General features: G+C 71.4%; 10 protein-coding genes. 8 read left to right on the forward strand and 2 right to left on the reverse strand.

Annotated elements, in window-relative coordinates:
• Positions 1 to 3: 3 nt before the first annotated feature.
• Positions 4 to 7620 carry an SDR family NAD(P)-dependent oxidoreductase gene (locus tag ACFHWS_RS04725; RefSeq protein ID WP_416567696.1) on the reverse strand — a complete coding sequence of 2539 codons (7617 nt, stop codon included), beginning with the start codon at positions 7618 to 7620 and terminating at the stop codon, positions 4 to 6.
• A gap of 275 nt (positions 7621 to 7895) precedes the next feature.
• Between ACFHWS_RS04725 and ACFHWS_RS04730 the strand changes: the two genes are divergently transcribed.
• From ACFHWS_RS04730 to ACFHWS_RS04760, 7 genes are all read left to right on the forward strand, one after another.
• Entirely contained in the window at positions 7896 to 9050 is a 1155-nt protein-coding gene (locus tag ACFHWS_RS04730; protein WP_416553408.1) for a tetratricopeptide repeat protein, read from the forward strand.
• Between the two features lie 300 nt (positions 9051 to 9350).
• Positions 9351 to 11969, forward strand: coding sequence for a fibronectin type III domain-containing protein (locus ACFHWS_RS04735; RefSeq protein WP_416567707.1), 2619 nt, complete (start codon positions 9351 to 9353; stop codon positions 11967 to 11969).
• 52 nt (positions 11970 to 12021) lie between these two features.
• Positions 12022 to 13017 carry an AAA family ATPase gene (locus ACFHWS_RS04740; RefSeq protein WP_416553410.1) on the forward strand — a complete coding sequence of 332 codons (996 nt, stop codon included), beginning with the start codon at positions 12022 to 12024 and terminating at the stop codon, positions 13015 to 13017.
• An 11-nt stretch (positions 13018 to 13028) separates the two neighbouring features.
• Complete coding sequence (locus ACFHWS_RS04745; RefSeq protein WP_416567697.1) at positions 13029 to 14228, forward strand: DUF58 domain-containing protein; 1200 nt, start codon at positions 13029 to 13031, stop codon at positions 14226 to 14228.
• Positions 14225 to 16591, forward strand: coding sequence for a transglutaminaseTgpA domain-containing protein (locus ACFHWS_RS04750; protein WP_416553414.1), 2367 nt, complete (start codon positions 14225 to 14227; stop codon positions 16589 to 16591). The genes ACFHWS_RS04745 and ACFHWS_RS04750 overlap by 4 nt, the downstream gene beginning before the upstream one ends.
• 32 nt (positions 16592 to 16623) lie before the next feature.
• Entirely contained in the window at positions 16624 to 17280 is a 657-nt protein-coding gene (locus ACFHWS_RS04755; protein ID WP_416553416.1) for a DUF3159 domain-containing protein, read from the forward strand.
• 94 nt (positions 17281 to 17374) lie between these two features.
• Positions 17375 to 18481, forward strand: a complete 1107-nt coding sequence (locus ACFHWS_RS04760) for a hypothetical protein (protein WP_416567698.1) — start codon at positions 17375 to 17377, stop codon at positions 18479 to 18481.
• A gap of 239 nt (positions 18482 to 18720) precedes the next feature.
• On the opposite strand, the gene ACFHWS_RS04765 is transcribed toward ACFHWS_RS04760, so the two are convergent.
• Positions 18721 to 21633 (reverse strand): glycoside hydrolase family 48 protein, encoded by a 2913-nt coding sequence (locus ACFHWS_RS04765; protein ID WP_416567699.1) that lies wholly within the window; start codon positions 21631 to 21633, stop codon positions 18721 to 18723.
• Positions 21634 to 22549: 916 nt separating this feature from the next.
• Between ACFHWS_RS04765 and ACFHWS_RS04770 the strand changes: the two genes are divergently transcribed.
• Complete coding sequence (locus ACFHWS_RS04770) at positions 22550 to 24043, forward strand: GH1 family beta-glucosidase (protein WP_416567700.1); 1494 nt, start codon at positions 22550 to 22552, stop codon at positions 24041 to 24043.
• Positions 24044 to 24059: the final 16 nt, after the last annotated feature.

A 24059-nucleotide genomic window follows, 5' to 3' on the forward strand; every position in this document is an offset into this window, starting at 1 on the left:
GGTTCACCATCCCGAGGCGGTGTAGACCACGGAGGTGACCGCCCGGTCACCCCAGGCGAGCTCGCGTAGCAGACTCAGCGCGCCCTCCTCGGGATCGATCAGGTCGATGCCCCGGCGGGCGTACTCCCGGCTCAGCTCGGCGCTGACCATCCCGCCGTGCACCGAGCCCGGCGCCCACGGACCCCAGTGCACGGTCAGGCAACGTACCCCGGTGCCGGCCGCCCACCGGCCACCGATCCGGTCGAGCGCGTCGTTGGCGGCGGCGTAGTCGCTCTGACCCCGGTTGCCGTACGCGGCCGCGATGCTGCCGAACAGCACCACGAAGCGTGGATCGGAGCCGTCGCGCAGCGCGTCGAGCACCGTCACCGCACCTTGCACCTTCGTCTGGAACACCCGGGCGAACGACGCCGGATCCTTTTCGGCGATCAGCTTGTCCTCGATCCGGCCGGCCGCGTAGACCAGGCCGTCGATCCGTCCGTGCTGACCCTGGATCTCCTTGAGCAGTTGCCGGGTGGCGTCGGCGGCGGTGACATCGAGGCTGTGGTAGCGCACCTGGCTGCCGAGTTCCCGCAGCTCGTCCAGGGTCGCGCGGACCTCGCGGGCGGCCAGGATCGCGGTGGCCGTGCGGTCGATTTCCGCCGGTGCGCGCATCCCCTGGGCGACCAGCGCGGCCCGCAACGCCGGCTTGTCCGCCGCAACGGCCAGCGCCGGGGACTCCGCCTCCTGCGGCAGCGGGGTACGGCCGATCAGCTCGATGCGGCATCGGCTGGCGGCGGCCAGAGTACGGGCGAACCACGGAGTGATGCCCCGGGCACCACCGACGAGCACCACCACCGAGTCTTGGTCCAGACCGATCGCCTGGGTCTCGGCGACACCGTCACCGGCCGGTCCGGCACCGCCTGCGGCGAGCGGGCCGAGATCGACCGCGGCCAGGTCGACGGTCTGCCGGCCGGTCGCCGACCAGGTGACGATCGGGGTCCGTCCGCCACTGAGCAGTTCGGTGACCAGGCCGGTGGCAAGCTGGGTGTGGTCGGCGCCCGCCGGTGCCTCCAGATAGGTCACCGAAACCTGCGGGTACTCCCGTTGGATGGTCCGGAACAGGCCGGCGAATCCGTCGGTTCGCGGACCGGCGGTGCCGGCGGCGACCAGCCACCGCACGCCCGCCGCGAGGGCCTGCTTGATGAACGGGAAGCTGCCGGGCAGTAGCGACCCGCCGCTGTCACTCAGCCCGTCCAGGATGATCACGCCGTCGTAGCCGGCCACCTGGTCCGACCCACCGGCGTGAATCGATCCGGTGGCGCCTGCCGCGCCGTGCTGGGCGAGCTGCTCGGCCAGCGGTGCCAGGGCCGGCGACCCGCCGGTGATCAGGAACCGGGTGCCGGCGAGCGTCTCCGGCGCGACGACCGCGCCGGTGGCGGGAACTGGCCGGGCGACGAGTCGACGTGGGGCCGTACCGCTGTCCGGGCCGGATCCGGCCGGCTGCACCGGAGATGCCGCCGGTGCCGCCTCAGGTGCCTGATCAGCCGCCATCTTCTCGGCCAACCACGCCACCATCGTGCGCACCGTCCGAGCCCGAACCAGCTCCTCCAACTCCGACTCGTCACCATCCACCGACAACCGCAACCGGGTCGCCACCTCACCAGCAACCTCAGCCCGCTTGATCGAATCGATACTCAGATCCGCCTCAAGATCCAAATCCAACTCGATCAAATCCACCGGATACCCGGTCCGCTCACTCAACACCTCCAGAATCGCCTCCTGGAACTGCGCCACCCCCACCGACACAGCCGCCTGCCCGGCCACCGAAGGCGACATGGACACAGCGGGCGCCGAGACGGCCGGCGCGGTGGCCGTGGTCGGGACGGCCGGCGCGGTGGCCGTGGTCGGGACGGCCGCCGGTGATTCGGCCGGAGATGCCGCCGGTGCCGCCTCAGGTGCCTGATCAGCCGCCATCTTCTCGGCCAACCACGCCACCATCGTGCGCACCGTCCGAGCCCGAACCAGCTCCTCCAACTCCGACTCGTCACCATCCACCGACAACCGCAACCGGGTCGCCACCTCACCAGCAACCTCAGCCCGCTTGATCGAATCGATACTCAGATCCGCCTCAAGATCCAAATCCAACTCGATCAAATCCACCGGATACCCGGTCCGCTCACTCAACACCTCCAGAATCGCCTCCTGGAACTGCGCCACCCCCACCGACACAGCCGCCTGCCGTACCGCGACCGTCGCTGCCGTCGACACGGGATCCGTGGGGGTCGCCACCGACGTGGCGGCGACAGCCGGTGCGGGGGTCTTGTGGACCGTCGTGGCCGCCGGCACGTCCTCGCGCACTGGTGGAGCGGGCCAGACGGCGGGTGCCGCCGGAGCAGCCTGGGCGGCGGGTGCCGCCGGAGGCGTCGGGTCGGCAGGCGACGCCGGGATGGCCGGCAGATCGGTCACCCGGGGTGCGCTGGTCGGCGCGGACACCTCGGGGTAGCTGCTCGGCGCGGCGATCGCCGGCTGAGCCACCACCGACGGATATGCCGCAGGCCCGACCCACCCGTTGGCGGCCGGGGGCTGCTCCCCGAAGTACGCCAACATCACGTCCCGCTGGGAGGCGATCAGTTCCCGACTCGTTCGCAGAAACTCGCTGATCAGTTCGTCGCGCCCGTCCCGGTAGCCGGCTGCGGGGACGGGCCGGACCCCGGCATCGGCAGCTGGGAGGTGGCTGATCCCGTTGCCGGGCACATGGGCCACACCGTTGCCATGCCCGTTGCTTGGATTATGCCCGTTGCCGGACACGTTGCCGAGACCACGACCGTTTCCGGCCTCGGTGGATGCACTCATCAACAGCTCCTTGATTTGTCGGGGAGGCGTCATGCCGCCGGGCAGCGGCCGGCCATGCTGGTCGCGTACCAGCTGCCCGTCGACCGTCCAGACCGGACGCGACGGCGGCGGGGCGGACGCGATCTCGGCAACTCGCCGGCCGCGGTAGAGCCAGTCGGTCTGCACCGGGACCCCGGCGCAGGCCAGTTCGGCGACGGCGGAGAGAAAGCCACGTAGTCCGTCCGCCCGCCGACCGTCGCAGGCCACCGCCACGTGAGGGCGCTCACCCAGGACGGCGTCGACCAGCCGGGTGAGTACCTGGCCGGGACCGGTTTCGACGAAGACGCGGGCTCCGGCGGCGTACATCGCTTCGATCTGGTCGACGAACCGCACCGGGGCGCCGATCTGCGCGGCGAGTTCGTCGCGGATCTGGTCTGCACCACCCGGGTAGGGCTGGGCGGTGCGGTTGGACCAGACAGGGAGGCTGGGGGCAGCCACCGGATGACCGTCGAGGATGGATCTGAAGGCGGTGACGCCGTCGGCGACCACCGGGCTGTGAAACGCACAGGCCACCGCGATCGGCCGGGCAGACAGACCTTTCTCCTTGAGTACGGACACCGCGCGACGCACCGCCGGGGTCGGGCCGGAGATCACCACCTGCCGCGGGCCGTTGTGGTTGGCGAGCACCACCTGACCGGCCAGCCCGGCCCCGGACAGCACCTCACCGATCTGCTCGGCGGTGGCCGCCACTGCGGCCATCGTGCCGGGATCGTTGCCAGCGGCCGTCAGGATCGCGTCGGCGCGCCGGCGACTCAGCTCGAGCAGTGTCCGATCCTCGAATGCGCCGGCGACGCACAGCGCCACCAGTTCGCCGTAGCTGTGCCCGCCGGCCAGGTCCGGCCGGATGTTCAGCCGACCGAGCAGGTGGTGCACGGCGAGCCCACCGATGCCGAGCACCGGCTGGGCGATCCGGGTGTCCCGGACCCTGTCCTGTTGACCCCGGTCGTACTCGGGGTCGAACGCGGCCGGTGGGAAGAGCGGTTCGACGTAGTCACGGCCGATGCTTAGGAACCGCCGCAGCTCGGGGAAGCTGACGAACAGGTCGGCCAACGCGCCCGGGCGTTGGCTGCCCTGGCCCGGGAAGAGGAAGGCGACCTTACCGTCCGCGCCCGGTGGCTCAGCCGGCTGGAACAGCCCACGCGCCGGATCGTGCTCGCCGGCGATCGCCCGGCTCAGCAATCCGGCCAGATCGTCAAGGTCACTGGCGACGATGGCGACCTGCACCGGGCCGGACCGGTTCTCAGCCTGGCGGGACTGGGCGGCGGCGAGGTCGCGCAACCGCCAACGCCGGCCCAGGGCGTCGCGGGTGTCGATGGTGTCCAGTAGTACCCGCATCGCCTGGTGGGTGCCGGCCCGGTCGCCGGCCCGGAAGCAGAACAGCTCGGCCGGCCATTCGTCGCGGGCGTGTCGCGGTTCGGGTGCGTCGGCGTAGGCGCTGAGCACCGCGTGGAAGTTGGTGCCGCCGAACCCAAAGGCGCTGACCCCGGCGACGCGTTCGCGGGCCGGTGCCGCCCAGGGCCGCGCCGAGGTCTCGAAGGCGAACGGGCTCCGTTCGGGGTGCCAGGCCGGGTTGGGCCGGGTCACGTGCAGGGTGGGCGGCCGGACCCCGGTGTACAGCGCGAGCGTGGCCTTGATCAGACCGGCCAGACCGGCCACGCACTTGGTGTGCCCGATCTGCGACTTGACCGACCCGAGGGTGCAGCTGCCGGGCGTGGCACCCGCCTCGCTGAACACCGTGGTCAGCGTCTCCAGCTCGGTACGGTCGCCGACCACCGTGCCGGTGCCGTGTGCTTCGATCAGGCCGACCTGCGCCGGCGACACCCCGGCCTGCCGGTACGCGCGGTCCAGGGCCCGCCGCTGGCCGGCCGCCCGGGGCGCGGTCAGGCCCAGGGCCCGTCCGTCGCTGGACCCGCCGAGTCCTTTGACCACCGCGTAGACGCGGTCGCCATCGCGCTGCGCGTCGGACAGTCGCTTGAGCACGACGGCCGCGACGCCCTCGCCGAGCGCGATCCCGTCACCGGCGCTGTCGAACGAACGGCACCGCCCGGTCGGGGACAGCGCGTGCGCCGAGGTGAACATGAGGTAGTCGTTGATGCCGTTGTGCAGGTCGGCACCACCGCAGATCATCAGGTCGCTGCCGCCGCTGGCGAGTTCCTTGCAGGCGGCGTCCATGGCGGCCAGCGACGAGGCGCAGGCCGCGTCGACGGTGTAGTTGGGGCCGCCCAGGTCGAGCCGGTTGGCGACCCGACCGGCGATGACGTTGGCCAGGATGCCGGGGAACGAGTCCTCGGTGACGGTCGGCAGCTGCTCGTCCAGCTCACCGGGAACCTCCGGTAGGTAGGCCGGCAGCATGGTCCGCAGCGTCTGCGCGTGCCCCATGTCGCTGCCGGCCTCGGCTCCAAAGATCACCCCGGTACGGGAGTGGTCCACCCCGTCGCTGCCGGGGGTGTAGCCGGCGTCGACGAGGGCCCGCTGGGAGACCTCCAGGGCCAGTAGCTGGGTGGGGTCGATGCTGGCCAGGGCGGACGGCGGAATCCCGTACCCGATGGCGTCGAACGGGACCTCGGCGAGGAAGCCACCCCACTTCGAGACGCTGTACCGGCCGGTCTGACCGGGTCCGACCTCGGGCGCGTAGTAGATGTCCGGGTTCCACCGGTGCGGTGGCACCTCGGTGACAGCGTCGGCGCCGTCCAGCACGGTACGCCAGAACGCAGCGAGGTCCGGCGAGTTCGGCAGCATGCACGCCATGCCGACGATGGCGATGTCCAGCGGCTCCGCCGGCACCTCCGGCTCGGCCGGGGTCCAGTCGGCCTGCAGCCGCTGGGACCGGGCGGTGTGGAAGGCGACCGCCTGATCGGTGACCGTACCGTGCAGCGCCGCGACAGTGGTCTCCTGCTCCCGCAGCACCGCAACCTGGCCGGCCATGAACATGCCCTCGCTGAGCTGGGCCGCCTCGTCGACGGCCACCAGCGCGTCGCCGTCGCGCCGCTTACCCTTGCTGGCGATCCGCAGCCGGCCCACGTTGAGCAGCTCGAGGTGCTCCCACACCTGGCGGTTCTCCAGGCCGGCGGACTCGAGCTCAGCTCGCAGCGCGTGAAAGTCGTCGACGAAGTCGCTCTGCAGGCACCGGGTCACGTGTCCCGGTGCGGTCTCCAGCAACGCGGTCCGGGTCGCTTCCCGGGCCATCCGGGCGAAGGTTGGTTGGATCGCGCCGTGCGCGACGGCCTCCGCGGTGAACAGGTAGGCGGTGCCCATCAGCACCCCTACCCGGACGCCTCGCCGAGTCAGCGGGGCGGCCATCGCGGCGATCATGGCCGCCGACCGGTCATCGTGGATGCCGCCGGCGAAGAAGATCTGGATCTCGGCTGCCTCTTCCTGTGTCGCGCCGGCGAGGTGCTCGGCGAGTACGGCGAGCTGCGCCTCCCACAGCGGAAAACTGGCCCGGGGGCCGATGTGGCCGCCGCACTCGGCGCCTTCGAAGATGAACCGGCGGGCACCGGAGCGCAGGAACTGGCGCAGCAGCCCCGGTGACGGCACGTGCAGGAAGGTCCGAATCCCTTCCCGTTCCAGTTCCCTGGCTTGTGGTGGGCGGCCCCCGGCGATGATGGCGAAGTCCGGCCGGATCCGCCGAATCACGTCGAGCTGGGCGGCGCGGATCTCCTCGGGCGCGAAGCCGAGCACTCCGACGCCCCAGGGACGTCCGCCGATGCAGGCGGCGGTGTCGGTGAGCATCTCCTCGGTGCGTTCGGCGGTGGCCAGCGCCAACGCGATGAACGGCAGCGCCCCGTCGGCGGCGACTGCTGCGGCGAAGCCGGCCTCGTCGCTGACCCGGGTCATCGGGCCCTGCGCGACCGGCACCCGCAGGCCGAGGTCCTGGGCCAACGGACCGCCGGAGCGCAGTACCTCGGCCGCAGCGGCGTCAGTCGCCGCGTCAACGATCGACTCGCGGATGCCACGGACCGCAGCCGCGGCATCGGACCAGCGGCCGACGAACTCGGCGGCCAGCCAGCCGTCCTGGCCGACCGGCAGCAGGTCGGCGCGGGCCGGGACACCGGCCGCGCCCGGCCGACGCGGAGCCCGTGGGATCCCCCGGTATCCGTCGAGCAGGACGCTCTCCGAGCCGTCCATCCGCCGGATAGCGGTCAGTACGTCGGCCGGCAGGTCCGACTCGGGCATCAGGGCTAGCTGGTTGTCCAGCACCACACCGGCGGCCCCGCCCAGCACGCAGGCGGCGGCCGTGTATGGCCCGATCCCGCCCAGCGCCCAGACCGGCACGCCCAGGTCGGCGGCGGTGAGTTGCTGGACAAGGACGAAGGTGCTCAGCTCGCCGACCTCGCCACCGGACTCCATGCCGCGGGCAATCAGCCCGTGCGCACCCGCCGCCGCTGCGGTCCGGGCCGCAGCGAGGCTGGTCACCTCGACGAGAACGCGGTAGCGGGTCACCAGTTCGGACAGGTCCCATGGCAGCTCGCCGGTGACGACCACCAGCTCCACCCGGCCGGGGGCGAGCCGTTCGAGGTCGTCCACCGAGGCCGGACAGCTCGCCGGTACGCGGACCGCGATCGGCCCGTCCGACCAGGCGGCCAACTGCTCCACGGCGCGCAGGACCTGTGGCCGGGTTCCGGCCAGGTCGAGCACACCGGTGCCGCCGCCCCGGCGGACCGCGCTGGCGATGCGTGGGCTCGACTCGATCTCGCCGCAGGGGGTGTAGGCGATCACCAGGTCACGCATGTCGACTGCAGTACTCATCAGACTCCCGCTTCGTGAGCAGTGGTCCCGCATTCGAAGCTGTCCGCCGGAGGATCCACCGTTGCGGCAGCTCAGAGCGAATATTTTGCATCAATCCATGTCACCCTGCGGAGAAACTTAGCGGCAACCAGTTACGACCGTGTGAACTCTGCCGATCAATAACGCCGACTTGGTGCGGGCAGAACCAGGGCAACTGCCCGACTTCCGACGGCAACCGGCAACCAGGCCAGCCCCGAAGCGGTCCGGTAACTCAGGTCACACCGGACGGTCAGGCAATGGATTCGTACGCTTGGATCCAGCTCCTCGACGATGCCGTTCGGTACCCCGGGGCCGGGTGGACCGACGGCACCCGGCAGCATGGCGAGGTGGCCCAGCCTTCCCTCCTCGTCGGTGTCCGCGACAACGCGGCCGCCATGCGTGCTGGCGGGGACCTCGCCGGCGCGTGCGAATACCTGCTGCGGGCGCTGGATTCGGCCCGCGACGCCTTCGGCACGGACGAACCAGAGGTCCTGTGGACCGCGCACCTGCTGGCCCGCCTTCAACGTGAGGCCGGCGACCCAACAGCCGCCCGACGGCTGTTGGAGGAGTCGCTGGCAGCAGGCGAACTACGGTTGGGTGACCGGGAGCCGGTCATGCTGGCTATCGCGTACGAGCTCGCGACGCTCGCCGAAGAACTGGGCAACCGGCATGAGGCCCGCCGCAACTTCGCCCGGGTCGCCGCCGCCGGCCCGGCGCAGCTCGGTGATGACCACTGGCAGGTCCGGGCGGCCCGGGAGTACCTGGCCGGCCCGTCGGTCGCCCCGGTCGATCCGGCTCCCACCGCCGCGCAGCGCGAGCCAGACCTGCCGACCCGACCGGTACCGCCCACCCGGCCGACACCGCCGGCACCGGCACCCCCGGTTTCCGGCCGGGAGGTAACGACCGCCGCCGATCGGCCGCCGCCGTTGTCCACCGCCGTGACCGGACCGGCCGCGGGCGTTTCGGCACCGCCGCAGTCCCTACCGGTCGTCGTCGCGGTCGGCGCCGCGGCCGCAGCGGTCATCGCCGCCGTGGTCGTGGTCATCGTGGGCGTCACCGTCCTGCTCGACGGACGAGCCACCACACCGACCGGACCGGAACGTCCAGGGTCCGACCCCACTGCGGTCGGCGACCCGCCGACCGCCCTGCGGCTGACCGACGACACCACGGCCGTGACGCTGACCTGGTCCGACCCGACCGCGGGAACGGTGCCGTTCATCGTCGCAAGTGGTCGTAGCGGACAGCAACTCGGCGCACTCGCCACGGTCAATCCCGGTCAGACCGTATTCACCGTGAACGGGTTGAATCCCGAACTCGACTACTGTTTCGCGGTGCTCGCCGTCTACTCCGCCGACGAGTACGTCCCCTCGGACCAGGTCTGCACCGACCGTCGGACAGCCGATCCGGACTAGTCGACGAACTCGGTGTTGATCAGCGGAAACATGAATCTCCGAGCAGTTCTTCGGTAATCCCGTCCGACGTTGTCCACAGGGACTGCCAGAGCAGTTTCCGGTGAGCGTGACGGCCCCATAGGATGGCCTCCGGCCGGGTGTCGGGGGCGGCTTCGGCCGGCGCTACGGACGACGGACATCAGACGACCGACGGGCGGAAGGCGACCTACTGTGGTCACCACGGGCGACGGCAACACACACGACGGCGGCACACGGCAGAGCGCCGGACCCGACAGCCGGCGCCGACGCGGCCGCGGCACGCTGGTAACTGTCGGCACGGTCACCGCGCTCGTCGTCGGAATGGGGCTGACCGTGCTCGGGCTCGGCGCGGCCGACCACGCGGCGGCCGGCTACGACGCGAGTTCGTGGTTGTGGAGCTCCGCCCGAAGCGAGCTGGCCAGGGTCAACGGGCTCACCGGGCGGGTTGACACCCGGGTCGAGGTCGCCGACGCCCAGGGCCGCCAGACTCAGGTGGCGCAGACGGACCAGTTCCTGATCCTGCGCGAGCTGGCCACCGGCAAGGTCAGCTCGCTCGATCTCGCCACGTTGCAGGTCGGCGCGACAGTCCAGAGCACGACCGGGCTCGGGGTGAGCGTGGCGATGCAAGGCGACGCGGCCTTCATCATCGACGCAGTCCAAGGCGTGGTTCGTCAGATCGACCCCAGGTCGCTGCAGCCCGTCGGCGACCCGGTGCGCTACCCGCCAGGGATCGCCGGTGGACACTTCGACGGCGCGGGTCGGCTGTGGATCGCAGTGCCGAGCGAGGGCACCGTCTCGGCGATCACCGCCGCGCCGCTGCCGAGCGACCCGGCGCAGGGCGTGGCGGAGTCCGTCTTCGACTCATCGATCCCCCGGCCAGCCGCTACCGAGCCGGAAACGGACGCCGCCGATGCCACCGCCGGGCCGGCCCGAGTCCGGACCGTGCCGGTCGCCCCGCCCAGCAACGAGTTGACCATCTCCGCACTCGACGACGGCGTCGCGGTGCTCAACCGGACAGCGGGCGCGCTGACCCTGCTGCGCGGCGGGGACCGCCGCGAGGTGCCGCTCGACCTGGACGGTTCGGGCGTTCTGCCGGCCCGCACGACCGGCAGCCTGGTCGCGGTCACTGTTCCCGAGCGGCGACGCATCGTCCTGGTCGACGACGAGGTCCGGCAGATGTCGGTGCCGGGCAGCGGATCCGCACTACGTCCCGCCGTCAGCTGGGCGGGCCGGGTCTACTGCGCCGACGAACGCAGCCGGGAGATCTTCGCGTTCGACGGAGCGGGAGCACTGCTCCCGTCGATCGACGTCACCGAAACCAGCGGCCCGCTCGACCTGGAGGTCCGGGAGAACCACCTGTTCATCAACGCGCCCGACGCGGCCACCGCCCGGGTCGTCACCGACGCCCACGAGGTACGGCAGGTGGACAAGTACGCCAACGACATCCTCGGCGGTGATCCACCGCCGGCGCCACCACCACCGCCACCACCACCGGAGCCGACGGTCGGCCGACCGGATGCGCCACGCGCGGTCAGCGCGGCGGCCGGCGACACCACCGTGCGGGTCAGCTGGCAGGCGGCCGCGGACAACGGCTCGAGCATCCAGCGGTACGTGGTCACCGGCGACGGCCGCAGCTTCGAGGTGGGAGCCAACCAACGGTCGTTCGAGATCACCGAGCTGGTCAACGGCGAGACGTACCGGTTCTCGGTCCATGCGGTCAACGCCGAGGGCGCGGGTCCCGATCGGGAGTCCAACCCGGTCGTCCCCACCGCCGAGGTGCCCGACGCCCCGGCGAACGTCACCGCGCAGGCCCGCGCGGACGGCTCGGTCGCGGTGAGCTGGCCGGCCGCCGACGGCCAGGGCAACGTCATCGGCGGCTACACGGTCACCGCGGTCTCGGCCGAGGCCACGGCGCCGGTCGGCGACGTCGCCGGCACCGAGCTGGTCCTCGCGCCCGGGTCACTCGACTACGGCAGGCAGTACGCGTTCACCGTCGTCGCGGTCAGCGACCAGGGAGCCAACTCCACAGCGTCACCGTTGAGCAACTCGGTGGTGCCCTATACAACCCCGGGCGAGCCGGCGGCCGTCGAGGCGACCACCGTCGCCGACCAACGGGGAGCACTCCGGGTCGGCTGGTCGCCAGCGCCGGACAATGGGCGGCCGATCACCCGATACGTGGTGACCGCCGGCGACCAGCGCACCGAGGTGTCCGACGGCACCGCCGTCACCGTGACCGGGCTGGGCGACGGAGCCGACGTGACGGTCTCGGTGCATGCGGTCAACGAGGCCGGGGAGGGCTCGGCCGTGAGTACCACGGCCCGTACCGTCGCCGAGCCGAAGGTTACCGTCACCGGTGCCACCGCCGGCACCAACTCGGTCACCCTGAGCTTCTCGGTGGATGCCGGCGGCGGGAACGTCACCTGCAGCGCGGCGGCCGAGGGCGCGGCCCCCGTCACCGGCAGCTGCGACAGCATCCGGGTCGACGGACTCTACCCGGGACGGTCCTACCGGTTCACCGTCCGGGCCAGCAACGCGGCCGGCACCGGCACCGCCACCCACAGCCGGGCGACCGCGGACCTGTACGGCACCGCCACCTGCGTCAACGGCCCGGACGGTGAGCAACGCACCTACTGCGACGACGATGTTCCCGGACGCAACGGCAATGAGATCTTCTCCGTTCCGGAGCAGGACAACAGCAGTCAGGTCGGCTGGGTGCCCGACGGCACCCGACTCACCGCGCTGTGCCGCCGCCAGGGCGGACACGTCGACGCCTGGATCTACAACGGCGGCAAGGCCAGCACCTGGTGGATCCGGGTGGAGTACAGCGGGAAGAACTACATCCCGTGGGCCTGGCTGAACCTGGCCGGCGGCGACGACCTGAATCAGCTGCCCACCTGCTGACAACGCCCACCCGGACAGCCACCGATCCACCCTGGCGAGGAGACCAGCCGCAGTGACCACGACCACCCCGCTGACGTCCCACGAGGTGACCGGCTTCGCCTCGACCGCCGCCCGACTGGCCGGGGAGATCTCCACCGTGGTGCTGGGCAAACCGCAGGTGGTGCGACTGACCCTGACGGCCCTGTTCGCGCAGGGCCACGTCCTGCTGGAGGACGTGCCCGGGGTGGGCAAGACCACGCTGGCACGGGCCGTCGCCGCGACGGTGCACGGCCACTGGCGTCGGATCCAGTTCACCCCCGACCTGTTGCCCGCCGACGTGTCCGGAGTGACCATCTTCAACCAGTCCACCCAGGGGTTCGAGTTCCATCCCGGCCCGGTGTTCGCCAACATCGTCATCGCCGACGAGATCAACCGCGCCTCGCCGAAGACCCAGTCGGCGCTGCTGGAGGTGATGGAGGAACGCACGGTCACCGTGGACGGCGTCCGGCATCCGGTGCCCCGGCCGTTCCTGGTGGTGGCCACCCAGAACCCGGTCGAGATGGACGGCACCTACCGGTTGCCGGAGGCCCAGCTGGACCGGTTCCTGGTCCGGTTGTCGGTCGGCTACCCCGATGAGCAGACCGAGATCGAGGTGCTGCGCGGGGCCACCCTGCGGTCCCCCGAGGCGCTCGACCCGGTGACCGACACAGCCACCGTCGGCCAGCTCATCCAGCTGGCGCAGCGGGTGCACATCGCCGACCCGTTGTACGGGTACGCGGTGCGGCTGGCGGCCGCGACCAGGACACACCCGCAGATCCGGGTGGGGGTCAGTCCACGCGGGGTGATCGCGCTGACCCGGGCGGCCTGCGCGTACGCGCTGATCGGCGGCCGGGGGTTCGTGCTGCCCGAGGATCTGAAGGCCCTGCTGGAGCCGATCTTCGCGCACCGGCTGCTGCTCACCGCGGACGCCCAACTGCGTGGCGTCACGGCGGCCGAGGTGCTCGCCGACGTGGTCCGGTCGGTCCCGGTGCCGCTACCGGCCGGCCAGCCGGCAGCGGCCGGGGCCTGAGCCGCCGACCCATGAACGTCACCGCCCGCTGTCTCGGCCTCGGCGTCACCGCCGCCCTGCTCACCGCCGTCGGGTCCGTGCTCGGCTATCCGGAGCTCGCACTGCTCGGCACCGCCGGGCTGACGGTGGTCGGCTACGCGGCCGGCTACGCGCTGTGGCAGCCCCGGCTGTGGGTACGCCGTACCGTCGAACCTGACCGGGTGAACCGCGGCGACGCGTGCACCGTGACGTTGCAGGTCGGCAACCTGCGGCGGTGGGGCGTGGCGAGCGTCCTCGCCGAGGAGCGGTGCGGCCGGCGGTGGATTCCGGTGCCGCTGACCCAGCTGCGCTCCGGCGCCACGACCACGGTGCGCTATCCGGTACCTACCAATCGCCGGGGTGTGCTCCCGGTCGGCCCGTTGCGGGTGCTCCGCCGCGACCCGTTCGGTTTAGTCGCCGTGGCACGGGCGGACGGCGAACCGGTACGGGTATGGATCCGCCCACAGGTGCATCCGCTGCGTGCGGTGCCGGCCGGGATCGCCCGGAGCCTGGACGGCCAGATCGACCGGGTGCCGCACGGCAGCATCACCTTCGACTCGTTGCGGGAGTACGTCGTCGGCGACGAACTGCGCCGGGTGCACTGGCGGACCAGCGCCCGGATCGGCCAGCTGATGGTGCGGGAACACGTCGACACCAGTCTGCCCCGGATGGTGGTGCTGCTGGACAACCGGACGGCCGCGTACCACGACCAGGCCGACGGGGCGTCGGCGACGTTCGAGTCGGCCTGCGAGGCGGCGGCGTCGGTGGTCGATGCGGCGACCCGGGCCGACCTTCCGGTGCTGCTGCAGATGGTCGTCGACCAGCCGCCGCCGGACGACACGCCGAGTCGGCACCCGCTGGACCGGCTGGCCGAGGTCACGCTGGCCGGTACCGACCGGCTGACCGGCGGGGACCCGGTCCGACAGGTCTGCGACCAGCTGCGTCAGCAACGACCCGGCGACACCCTGATCTATCTGGCAGGCACCGGCGATCCGGACGCGGTCGCCCGTATCGGTGGGCTGCGCGCAGTATTCGCGAGCGTTCTGGTCGGCCGAATCACCGGTGCCGTCGACCCGTCGGCGGTCGGGGCACCGGCGGTGGGCGCCCCGACCGGGCTGGCCGGCGTGCTGTTCGTCGAAGCGGACGACGGGGTCGGCTTCGCCGCCGGCTGGGATGCGGCAGGTGACCGGTGACCAGAGATCGGACGACCAGGCTGGCGCGTCTCGGCGCGGTGGCGGCGGCGCTGATCGCGATGACCGGGTCAGCAGCGGTCCTGCTCGGCCGGATCTACGACGGGGCGGCGGCCGGCTGGCTGATCGCCGGCGCCGGCTCAGCGGCGGTGCTGGTCGGCACGTTCGCCCGGCGGCTACCGAACTGGCAGGTGGCGCCGCTGTCGGTCGTGCTGATGGCTGGCTACCTGCTGGCGGCCGGATGGTGGACGGCGGACCGGGCGGAGCTGACCGGCCCGGTGACCCGGCTACTCGCCGATGCCGCCGCGAACGGGGTTCCCCGGCTGCTGACCGCGATGATCCCGATGGAGGCGGTGCCGGACACGGTGGTGGTTCCGGTCGTGGCCAGCTGGCTCGCCGGCTTCACCGCGACCGAGCTCGCGGTACGGGCCCGGCGCATGCTGCTCGGCTGCCTACCGCCGCTGCTGTTGTTCGGCGCGGCCGCGTTCGTGGTCGGGCCGAACGCCGAGCCGGCCCGGTGGCCGGCGCTGCTGTTCGTCGCGGCGGCGGCGGTCGGGCTGCTGGTCACCGCGGCACCGGTGCCCGCTGCCCGGCCGAGCGAGCCAGCGGCAACGGTCGACCAGCCGGCCGGGCCGGGCAGCGGTGGCGGTGGTGGCGCGCTGACGGCGGTACGGCTGCGGACGGCGGCGGTGTCGTTGGCCGGCGCGGCCACCGTACTGCTGCTGGTGGTGGTGAGCGCCCCGTGGGTGGTGGCCCGGATCGCGACGACCGACGTCGACCCACGCCGCTACGTCGCACCGCCGCAGGTGGAGATTCTCGACGAGAATCCCCTGATCAGGATCTCCGGTTGGGCGCTCAATCCCGACCAGCCGCTGTTCGACCTGCGGGTCGGCGCGTCGCTGGTCTCGACGGTGGACGGGCGACGAGCTGCTGGGGCCGGCCCGCGTCCGACCGGAGACGGCGCGCTGCGGTTGACCCTGGCTGTGCTGCACGACTACGACGGCATCACCTGGCGGGTCGGCGGGACCTATCGCAACGCTGGCCGGGTGCTGCCGCCGGTCGAGGACGCTGCGGCGTCGCGAACCGACGCGTCGTCAACGGACGCCGTACGCCAGGAGATCACCGTGGCCGAGCTGTCCGGCCGGCTACTACCCGCGATCACCGCCCCGGTACGGGTCGACGGCGTCCGGGTCGCCTACGACCGGGCCAGCAGCACCTTGCTGCACCCCGAGGGTCTCACTCCCGGCGTCACGTACGCCGTCGACTCGGTGCCGCGTCGACCACCGCTGAACGCGCTGACCACCGCAGACGTGCCGGCCGGGGAGTCGGTTGCCCGGACCCTGCGGGTGGCCGACGGGGTGCCCGCGGAGATCCGTCGGCTCGCCCAGCAGCTCGCCCGGGACAACGGTGCGCCGTACCAGCGGGCGCTGGCCGTCGAGCAGTTCCTCGCCGACCACTACCACCTTGTCGCCGACGCGCCGAGCGGGCACGCGTACCCGAATCTGGGTTTCTTCCTCTTCGGGCCGCGCGACGCCGGCGGCCAGCGGGGCACCTCCGAGCAGTTCGCCGCCGCCTACGCGCTGCTCGGCCGGCTGATGGGGCTGCCCACCCGGGTGGTCGTCGGGTTCGTGGTGCCGTCCGGCGACGCGTCGGTGCACGGCAGGCACGCGGTGGCCTGGCCGGAGGTGCTCTTCTCCGGTGTCGGTTGGGTGCCGTTCGATCCGCTGCCCCGACCGGACAGCGCGCCGCGCCCGATCGAGGAGGAGTTCCGGCCGGCACCGGACGAGCCGCCGCCGGTCGAGCCGTCCGCGCTACCGACGGTCGACCCGCCGCCGTCGACTCCGCCGCCAGTGGCCTCCGCACCGCCGGGTGGCCGGCCGGCTGGCTGGCTGCTCGGCGTCGTCGCGGCGACGGTGGCCGGAGCCGGCGCCGCCGGATGGATCGGCGTCGTCCTGCTGCTGCGTCGCCGGCTACGCGACCGGCGACTCGACAGCGGCCTACCCGCGCACCGGATCTGCGGGGCCTGGCTCGAGGTGCTCGACGCGCTCCGGCTGGCCGGTCACCCGGCCGGGGTGCACATGTCCGCCAGCGAAGTGGCCGGACACGGTCGGGCGCTGCCGGACGGTGCGGCGCTGCCCCGGCTCGACCCGCTGGCCGAGCTGGTCAACCTCGCCAGCTTCGCACCGGGGCAGACCGACGACGAGCAGGCCCGGCGCGCCGGTGGTTACGCCACCGTCTGGGTGGCGGCGCTACGTGCCCGGCGGCCGTGGTGGCAGCGGCTGGTCTGGTCGCTGCACCCCGGTCCGCTGCGCTGGGACGGTCGCCGGCGGACAGCCGCCACCGCCGACACCACAGGGAGCGGTTAGCCTTACCTAAGGACGGCGGCGGGAGGCGGACGGTGACCGGGACATCGGGCGACACCCAGACGGAGTCACTCGCGCAGCTGCTCGGCGGGCGACGGGGCGCCATCGACGCCACGCTGCCGGCGGTGGCGTACGGCGTCGGATGGGTGGCCGGCGGGGAGTCAATCTGGGTCGGCGTGTGCTGCGCGGTCGCGGTCGGTGTGGTGATCGCCGGGGTACGCCTGTGGCGTCGCGACCGGCCCCGGTCGGTGCTGATCGGGCTGATCGCCGTCTGCGTCGCCGCGGTGATCGCGCTGCGCACCGGTCGGGCGTCCGATTACTTCCTGCTGCAGCTGCTGTCCAACGCGGCGAGCGCACTGGCCTGGGTGCTCAGCATCGTCGTACGGTGGCCGCTGCTCGGCGTGGTGGTGGGCGCGGTGCTGGGCCAACGCACCCGGTGGCGCCGGGATCCGGCGCTGCTGCGCGCATACGGTCGGGCCAGCTGGGTCTGGGTGGGGCAGTACGTGACCCGGGTGGCCGTCTTCGTCCCGCTCTATCTCGCCGACCAGGTGATGGCGCTGGCCGCCTTACGGGTCGCGCTGACCTGGCCGCTGGTCGCCGCCTGCCTGGCGGTGAGCTGGTGGGTGCTCCGCCGGTCGCTTCCGGCTGGACACCCGGGGATACGCCATCCGTTACCGGCCGACCTACGGTGACGAATCGGCCTCCCGTACGACCCGGGGCCGGTACGGATGTGACTAGAGTGACACGCTGTCCCGACCGCATCCGCACAAGGAGGCAGACGTTTCCGTGGCCGAGAAACCTGCTGACTCCGCTCGCGGCACCATTCGCAGCGACTCCGCTGCGGACAGTGCCCTCACGCAGCCGACCGTCGAGCTGAACGCGCTGCCCGGTGGCCGGCCGCCGGGCCCGAGGGTTCCGGACGCACCAACGGTCGAGCAGCCAACGGTCGAGCAGCCAACGGTCGAGCAGCCGATCGTCCAGCCGTCGAGCGCCACGGCTCGCCGGGGCCGTCGGGCCGCGGACCGCCAGGCTGACGCGTTCGACGAACCGACGGTCGAGCAGCCGGTGGTCCGCCCTGCGGCCGTCCATCCCGCTGCCGACGCCGCCGACGCGAACCGGCCCGCCGGCCCGGCACAACCACCGGTTGGACCGACCGGCACCGCAGCGGAATCGGCACAACCGTCAGCGGGAGCGGCCGGCACCGGGCCGGGACCGACGGGAACCCTGCCAGGACCGGCAGCGACCGCGCCACCGGACGAGCCGGACCGGTTCATCGCGCTGGCCCGCCGGTACGGCTGGGTGGTGGCCGCCGGTTCGGTCGCCGCGGTGGCGCTGCTGTGCTCGGCACCGTTCGTCTCCGGCAACGGACTGTTGTGGAGCCCGGCGAGTTCGACGGGCTCGCCGACCGCGACGGCGGGCAGCGCCCCGGCCGCGACCGTCACGCCGGAGGTCACCGACACCTCGCCGGCCGCCGGGAACGGCGACGGCGGGGAGTCACCCGAGGTGCGGCAGGCCGAACCGCCGGCCGTGCCCCCCGAACAGCCCGCGTCCGACCCCGCCCCTCCCCCTCCCCCGCCCCCGTCGGAGGACCCGCCGGCGTCCAGCGCCGCTCCGCCCGGGGGCGGCGAGCCGGAGCTGCTCGGCCCGGACAACAGCGACGATCTCCGAGGCATGCTGGACAGCTACTGCAAACAGGAGCACGGCGGCGAGTGGATGGCGTGGCCGCGCGACTGGCCGGACAACGGCACCGACTGGGAATGCGTCCGGCCCTGGACCCGTCATGACCGGGATCTCGACGTCCGCCGGGCCTGCGCCGGTCGGTACGGCGAGCCGGTCATCGCCGAGGTCGGCAGTCGTCGGGACGCGTACAGCTGGCGGTGCTACCGGGGCTGACCTCAGCCGACGAACACAAGGGTGTGGTGGGCCGACCGGGATCGCTGCGTTGGCCAATCCCGGCCGACCCACCACGGGCGGGCCTGACCGTGGGTATCAGGCCGTCTGCGGTGGTTCGGCACCGTCAGGCGGTGTCGAACCGTTTGGTGGGACGGTGGTACGTCGGTGTCGGTTCAGGTGATGGATCGTGGTGAAGGTGTCCGGGCGGGCGGGGCCGGCCGCCCACCCGGACACCGGTCTCAGTTGTCCGGGAACAGGTGACCGAAGTCGGCGTAGGCCATCGCCAGGTCAGCCTGTGCCCAGAACCGGTGGTAGCGGAACTCCGGCTCCGGCCCACCGTTGAGGTACGCCTCGACCTTCGGCCAGTCCGGGTCGTCCAGGTAGAACGACCGGATGTCCAGGAAGCTCGCGCCCGGCTCGATCACGTCGCCGTTGGGCATGGTGCCCGACCAGCCGTTCGGAATGTACAGACCCTGCCCGGTGGAGGCGTTGTAGACGTCGTCGAAGCGACGGTAGTCACCCCTCGTCTCCACCGTGGATGAGCCCTGCGCGTCGGCGTTGGCGTACAACGCGTCCAGCAGGCCCTTGGCGGTGTCGCGGGCCTCGGTGTCACCGGAGGCAGCCGCGTACCACATCAGGGTCCGGGCGTACGCCGATGCAACGCCGACATCCTGACCGGTGCCGACGACTTCGACGTGCAGGTTGTTGTTCGCACCGGGGTTGCCCGGGTTCCAGGTGTCCGGCGCGCCGCTCCACTCCATGGTCGACGGGATCGAGAAGTCCCCGCCGGTGCCGATCTCGGTGTGCGAGATGGCCCACGGCACCCACTTGTCGAGAATCTGCTTGGCCCGAGCGTCACCGGTCACGTAGTAGACCTCGGCCACCCGCTGCAGCGACCAGACCTGCATGCCGAACCACTCGTTGCTGCCCGGGTCGTGGTAGACCGGGTGCTCCGTGTAGTACATGCCGTAGAAGGTCGGGGTGCCCGACGGCGGCTGGGCGTATGAGCCGTTCCAGCTGTTGGTGGCACCGCCGGCGATGGCACCTTCAGCGGACTGCAGCCACTGGTAGAACTCCATTTGCCGGTCGAAGCTTTCAGTCCAGTCCTGCACCGCGGTGGCGCCGCGCGGCCGCAGCTCCGGCACGTTGGTCAGCGCCCAGGCGGCGAACGGGTTCTGGTAGCCGAAGTGGTTGTGGCTGGAGCCGATCCGCCACGACCAGGCCGCCGAGGTGTCGGTGGCGCCACCCCAGGCGTAGTACCAGGACATCAGGTAGTGCGCGGAGTCCTTACCGGTACCGGCCGGGCAGCTGGACGGGCCGACACAGTTGCCGATCTGCTTGAAGTACTTGTCGAACATCGCGTAGCGCAGGTAGTCGCCCATTCGGGCGGCCTTCGCGACGGTGGCCGCGACCGCGCTCTCGTTGCCCTGTTCCTCCGCCCAGACGAGCGCCCAGTAGGCAGCCTGAATGGCGCGGGCGTCGGCGTCCGGCGCGTTGGTGTACTTCCACTGCGAAGCCGGGGCGTTGTCCTCGGCGATAAACAGGTCCAGGTAGCCGTTCGGGCCACCGTGCACTTTGGTGTCACAGGACGGCTGCGGGACGGTCTCCCAGACCGACTCCTGCGGGCCGCGCTGGAAGGTGTTGATGTACGCGGGTCGGGTGGTGCCGTCACCGCAGCGGCCGTAGCCGTAGACGTTGTCCACGTCGAGCAGCCAGTGCATGCCGTAGATCTCGCCGGTGCCGTACGCCGACTGCAGCTCGTTGCGCAGCGGGTCGGTGCCGACCGGAACGTTCTGGTTCAGCCGCGATGGGTACTGGTCGGGGCGCAGGTACTCCGAAGCGTACTGCGGGGTACCGGGGACACCGGCGGTCGGCTGGTCGGCGGTGCCCGGGATGATGTACTGCTCCATCACGGTCCACGCGTTGTTGAACGGCGCCCAGTTCTCGGTGACCCGGCCGTAGTTGGCCTCCAGCCAGATCCAGAAGCTGAAAGCTTCGGAGGTGGTTTCGTGGCCGTGGTCCGGGGCCTCGACGATCAGTGTCTCGATGGAGTGGTAGGGCACGCCCTCGGGGCTGAAGTACCCCGAGTTCTTGATCTTGCCGTACTGCTCCAGGAAGCGCTCGATGTACTCGTTGTCGCCGCCAGGCGAGTCATTGTCGATCTCGGTGACCACGATGGCCAGTGGTGCCAGACCACTCGCCGTGGCGGTGATCGTGGCCGTACCGCTGACCGTGTCGCTGTCCTCTGCGGCCGACACGGTGACCGTCGCCCCGGTGTTCCAGTTGCCCGGAGTGAGGGTGACCGACGACGGCGACCGGGTGATGCTGTTGTCGCCGGAGATCGCCAGGCTGACCGGCACGTTGCTCGTCGGAGCCGAGTTCAACCGCAGGTTGAAGGTGTTACTGCCGCCTTCTTCGACACTTACCGAGGAGGGCGTGGCGATCAGCGTCGGACCGGGATTGGCCGGGTTGACGGTAAACGACCGTTCGGCGGTGGCGCTGGCGCCGGCGTTGTCGTACGCCCGAGCCTGCACGGTGTAGTTGCCGGCCGGCAGGTCCTCCATGACGTACTGGTAGGGGCTGGTCGTGTCGGTGTTGACCAGCAGCCCGTTACGGTAGAACTCGACCCGGTCGATGGTGCCGTCAGGGTCGCTGGCGGTCGCGGTCAGCGGGACGTCGGCCGGCGCGATGAACGGCCCCGACGGCACCGTCAAGCCAACCGTGGGCGGCTGGTTCTCCGCCGCGCCGTTACAGGTCACGCCGTTGATGGAGAACGAGGTTGGCCGGGGGTTGGATCCGGTGTGCGAGCCGTTGAAGCCGATGCTGGTGGACTGACCGGTGGCCAGGTTTCCGTTCCAGGCGGCGTTGGTCGCGGTCACCACGTTGCCGGACTGGGTCCAGTTGGCCGACCAGCCCTGGGTGACCCGCTGGCCGCCCGGGAACGTGAAGCGCAGGGTCCACCCGGTGAGCGGATCACCGAGGTTCTCGATGGTCACGTTGGCGGTGAAGCCGTTGTTCCAGTCGTTGGTCGAATAGACGACGTCGCAGGCGGTGGCCGCGTTGGCGACGCCGGGAACGGCGGCGACACCTCCGACGACCATCACGCCAGCGGCGAGCATTGCCAGCCGCTGTCTCGTCGCGGTCAATCTCATGTGCGGGGTTCTCCTCGCGAACCAGGCCGAGGCAGTGAGGTGCACCTCGGCTTGGCGCCTTGGGCGCGGTGGGCGATGTCGTGGAGCAGCGCGTCGGACGCCAGGCGCCGGATGGGTGCGACCCGTCCCGGACCGGGGTCTGCATACGACGGAGGGCGCCGGACCGGCGGCTCCGGTTCACTGCGTGGCGCCGTACCGACACGGAGTCGGATGCCCTCGGCTGCCGCTGTCGCGTGGTCTGCTGGCTCCCACCTGCGATGGTCGACAGTGTTACATGGGAGCGCTCCCGCAGCAAGTGGCAACCTTCGACAACCCACCACGGACCCGAGACGAACTCACGCTGAGCAGGCAATTCACCAGTGAAGGTCAGGCGCGGACGAACTCACTCACGCCACCAACATGTTTCGATCTCGTTTTGGGTCTTTCACAAACCCGTGACGGAGACTACAGTCCAGAACCAACGTCGATGGGAGCGCTTCCATCGATGGATGTTGCAACACGTGAGAGTACACCGTACCTGCCGTGCTCCGCCGCCCCGGTGGAGCACACCGCTACCGGTCGTACAGCTGACGGCGGGCCAGCCCGGACTCCGCCGGCAGTTGCAGACACCACCCGGGAGAGGAGGTGGATCCAGAGCCACTCGCGTGGCCCGGCTCCCGCGCGTCACGCACGACCTGGACGCCAAACCGCTCGTGCGTGAGAGCAACTGATGGTGGGGACGGGGGTTGCCCTCCCCGTCCCCACACTACTTCCCCGCACCCGGCAGGAGATCGGTCGACCCGGCACCCCGTCCGGCCGTCCGGCCGACGCGACCCGGTTCCACCACCGCCGATCCCCCATCCGCGCCACCTGACCGGCGCATCCGCGCGCCCGTGCCGCACCGCAGTGGATCGGACACCACTGTCAGGAGAGCCCGATGGCCGTACTGTCCCGCCGACACCTGCACCGTCGGGCCGAGCGTTCCGCCGTCCGCGCCGCGAGCGGCGATCCAGGCCGCGCCACCGGCACCGGGCGCACCACCGGAGCCGACCCAGCCGGCGTGACCGGAGCCGACCCGGCCGTCCGCCACCGCAGCGATCCCGAACGTCCGATCGGTCTGCACTTTCCCAACAACTTCCGCTGGGGCGCGGCAACCTCCGCCTACCAGATCGAAGGTGCCGCCAAAGAGGACGGCCGGGGCGAATCGGTGTGGGACACCTTCAGCCACACCCCCGGTCGGACCCGCAGCGGCGACACCGGCGATGTCGCGGCCGACCACTACCATCGGTACGGCCATGACCTCGACCTGATGCGCAAGCTCGGGCTGCACAGCTACCGGTTCTCCATCTCCTGGCCACGGATCCAGCCCGACGGCACCGGGCAGCCCAACCAGCGCGGGCTGGACTTCTACCGCCGGCTGGTCGCCGGGCTGGTCGAGCGGGGCATCGAGCCGATGGCCACCCTGTTCCACTGGGACCTGCCACAGGCGCTGCAGGACCTCGGCGGTTGGGAACAGCGCGACATCGCGTACCGCTTCGCCGAGTACGCCCAGATCCTGTTCCACGCCCTCGGCAGCGAGGTCCCGATCTGGCTGACGATCAACGAGCCCAAGACCGTGGTACAGAACGGCTACCTCAGCGGGCATCACGCACCGGGCCGACCGGACGCGGACGCGGCGTACCTGGTCGCCCATCACCTCCAACTCGCGCACGGCCTGGCCGTACAGGCGCTGCGCGCCGAGCGGGCCGCGTGCCGGATCGGCCCGGCGCTCAACCTGCATCCCTGCTACCCCGCCGACGGCAGCCCGGCCGCCGCCGCTGCGGCCCGCCTGTACGACGGCTACGAGAACCGGCTGTACCTAGACCCAATCTTCCTCGCCAGCTACCCGGCGGACGTCCTTGCCGATCTCGGCCCGGCCAGCCGGCTGGCCGGTGGGATCCACGACGGTGACCTCGATGTCATCGCCGAGCCGATCGACCTGCTGGCCGTCCAGTACTACACCCCGTTCTACGTCGCCGCGAACGGCAGCACGGTCCGACGCTGGCCGACCTCGGAGGCGGACTGGCAGCAGATCCACCCGGACGGCATGTTCGACGTTCTCACCCGGGTGCACCGGGAGTACTGCACCGTACCGATCACGATCACCGAGAACGGTCTGCCCACCCCGGACCGGTTGGCGGCGGACGGTTCGGTGGACGACCCTGGCCGGGTTGCCTTCCTCCGTGATCACCTCGCCGCCGTGCATCGGGCGATCAGCACCGGTGTCAACGTGGAGAGCTACCACGTCTGGTCGCTGCTGGACAACTTCGAATGGGCCGAGGGATACCAGCAGCGCTGGGGGCTGGTCTACGTCGACTACCCGACGCAGCGGCGGATCCTCAAGCGGAGCGCACACTGGTATCGACGGGTGATCTCGGAGAACGCCATCTGACAGAGACGATGCCCCA

Origin of the sequence: Micromonospora sp. LOL_013 (genome assembly GCF_048060315.1) — a bacterium.
Taxonomy (GTDB): Bacteria; Actinomycetota; Actinomycetes; order Mycobacteriales; family Micromonosporaceae; genus Micromonospora_E.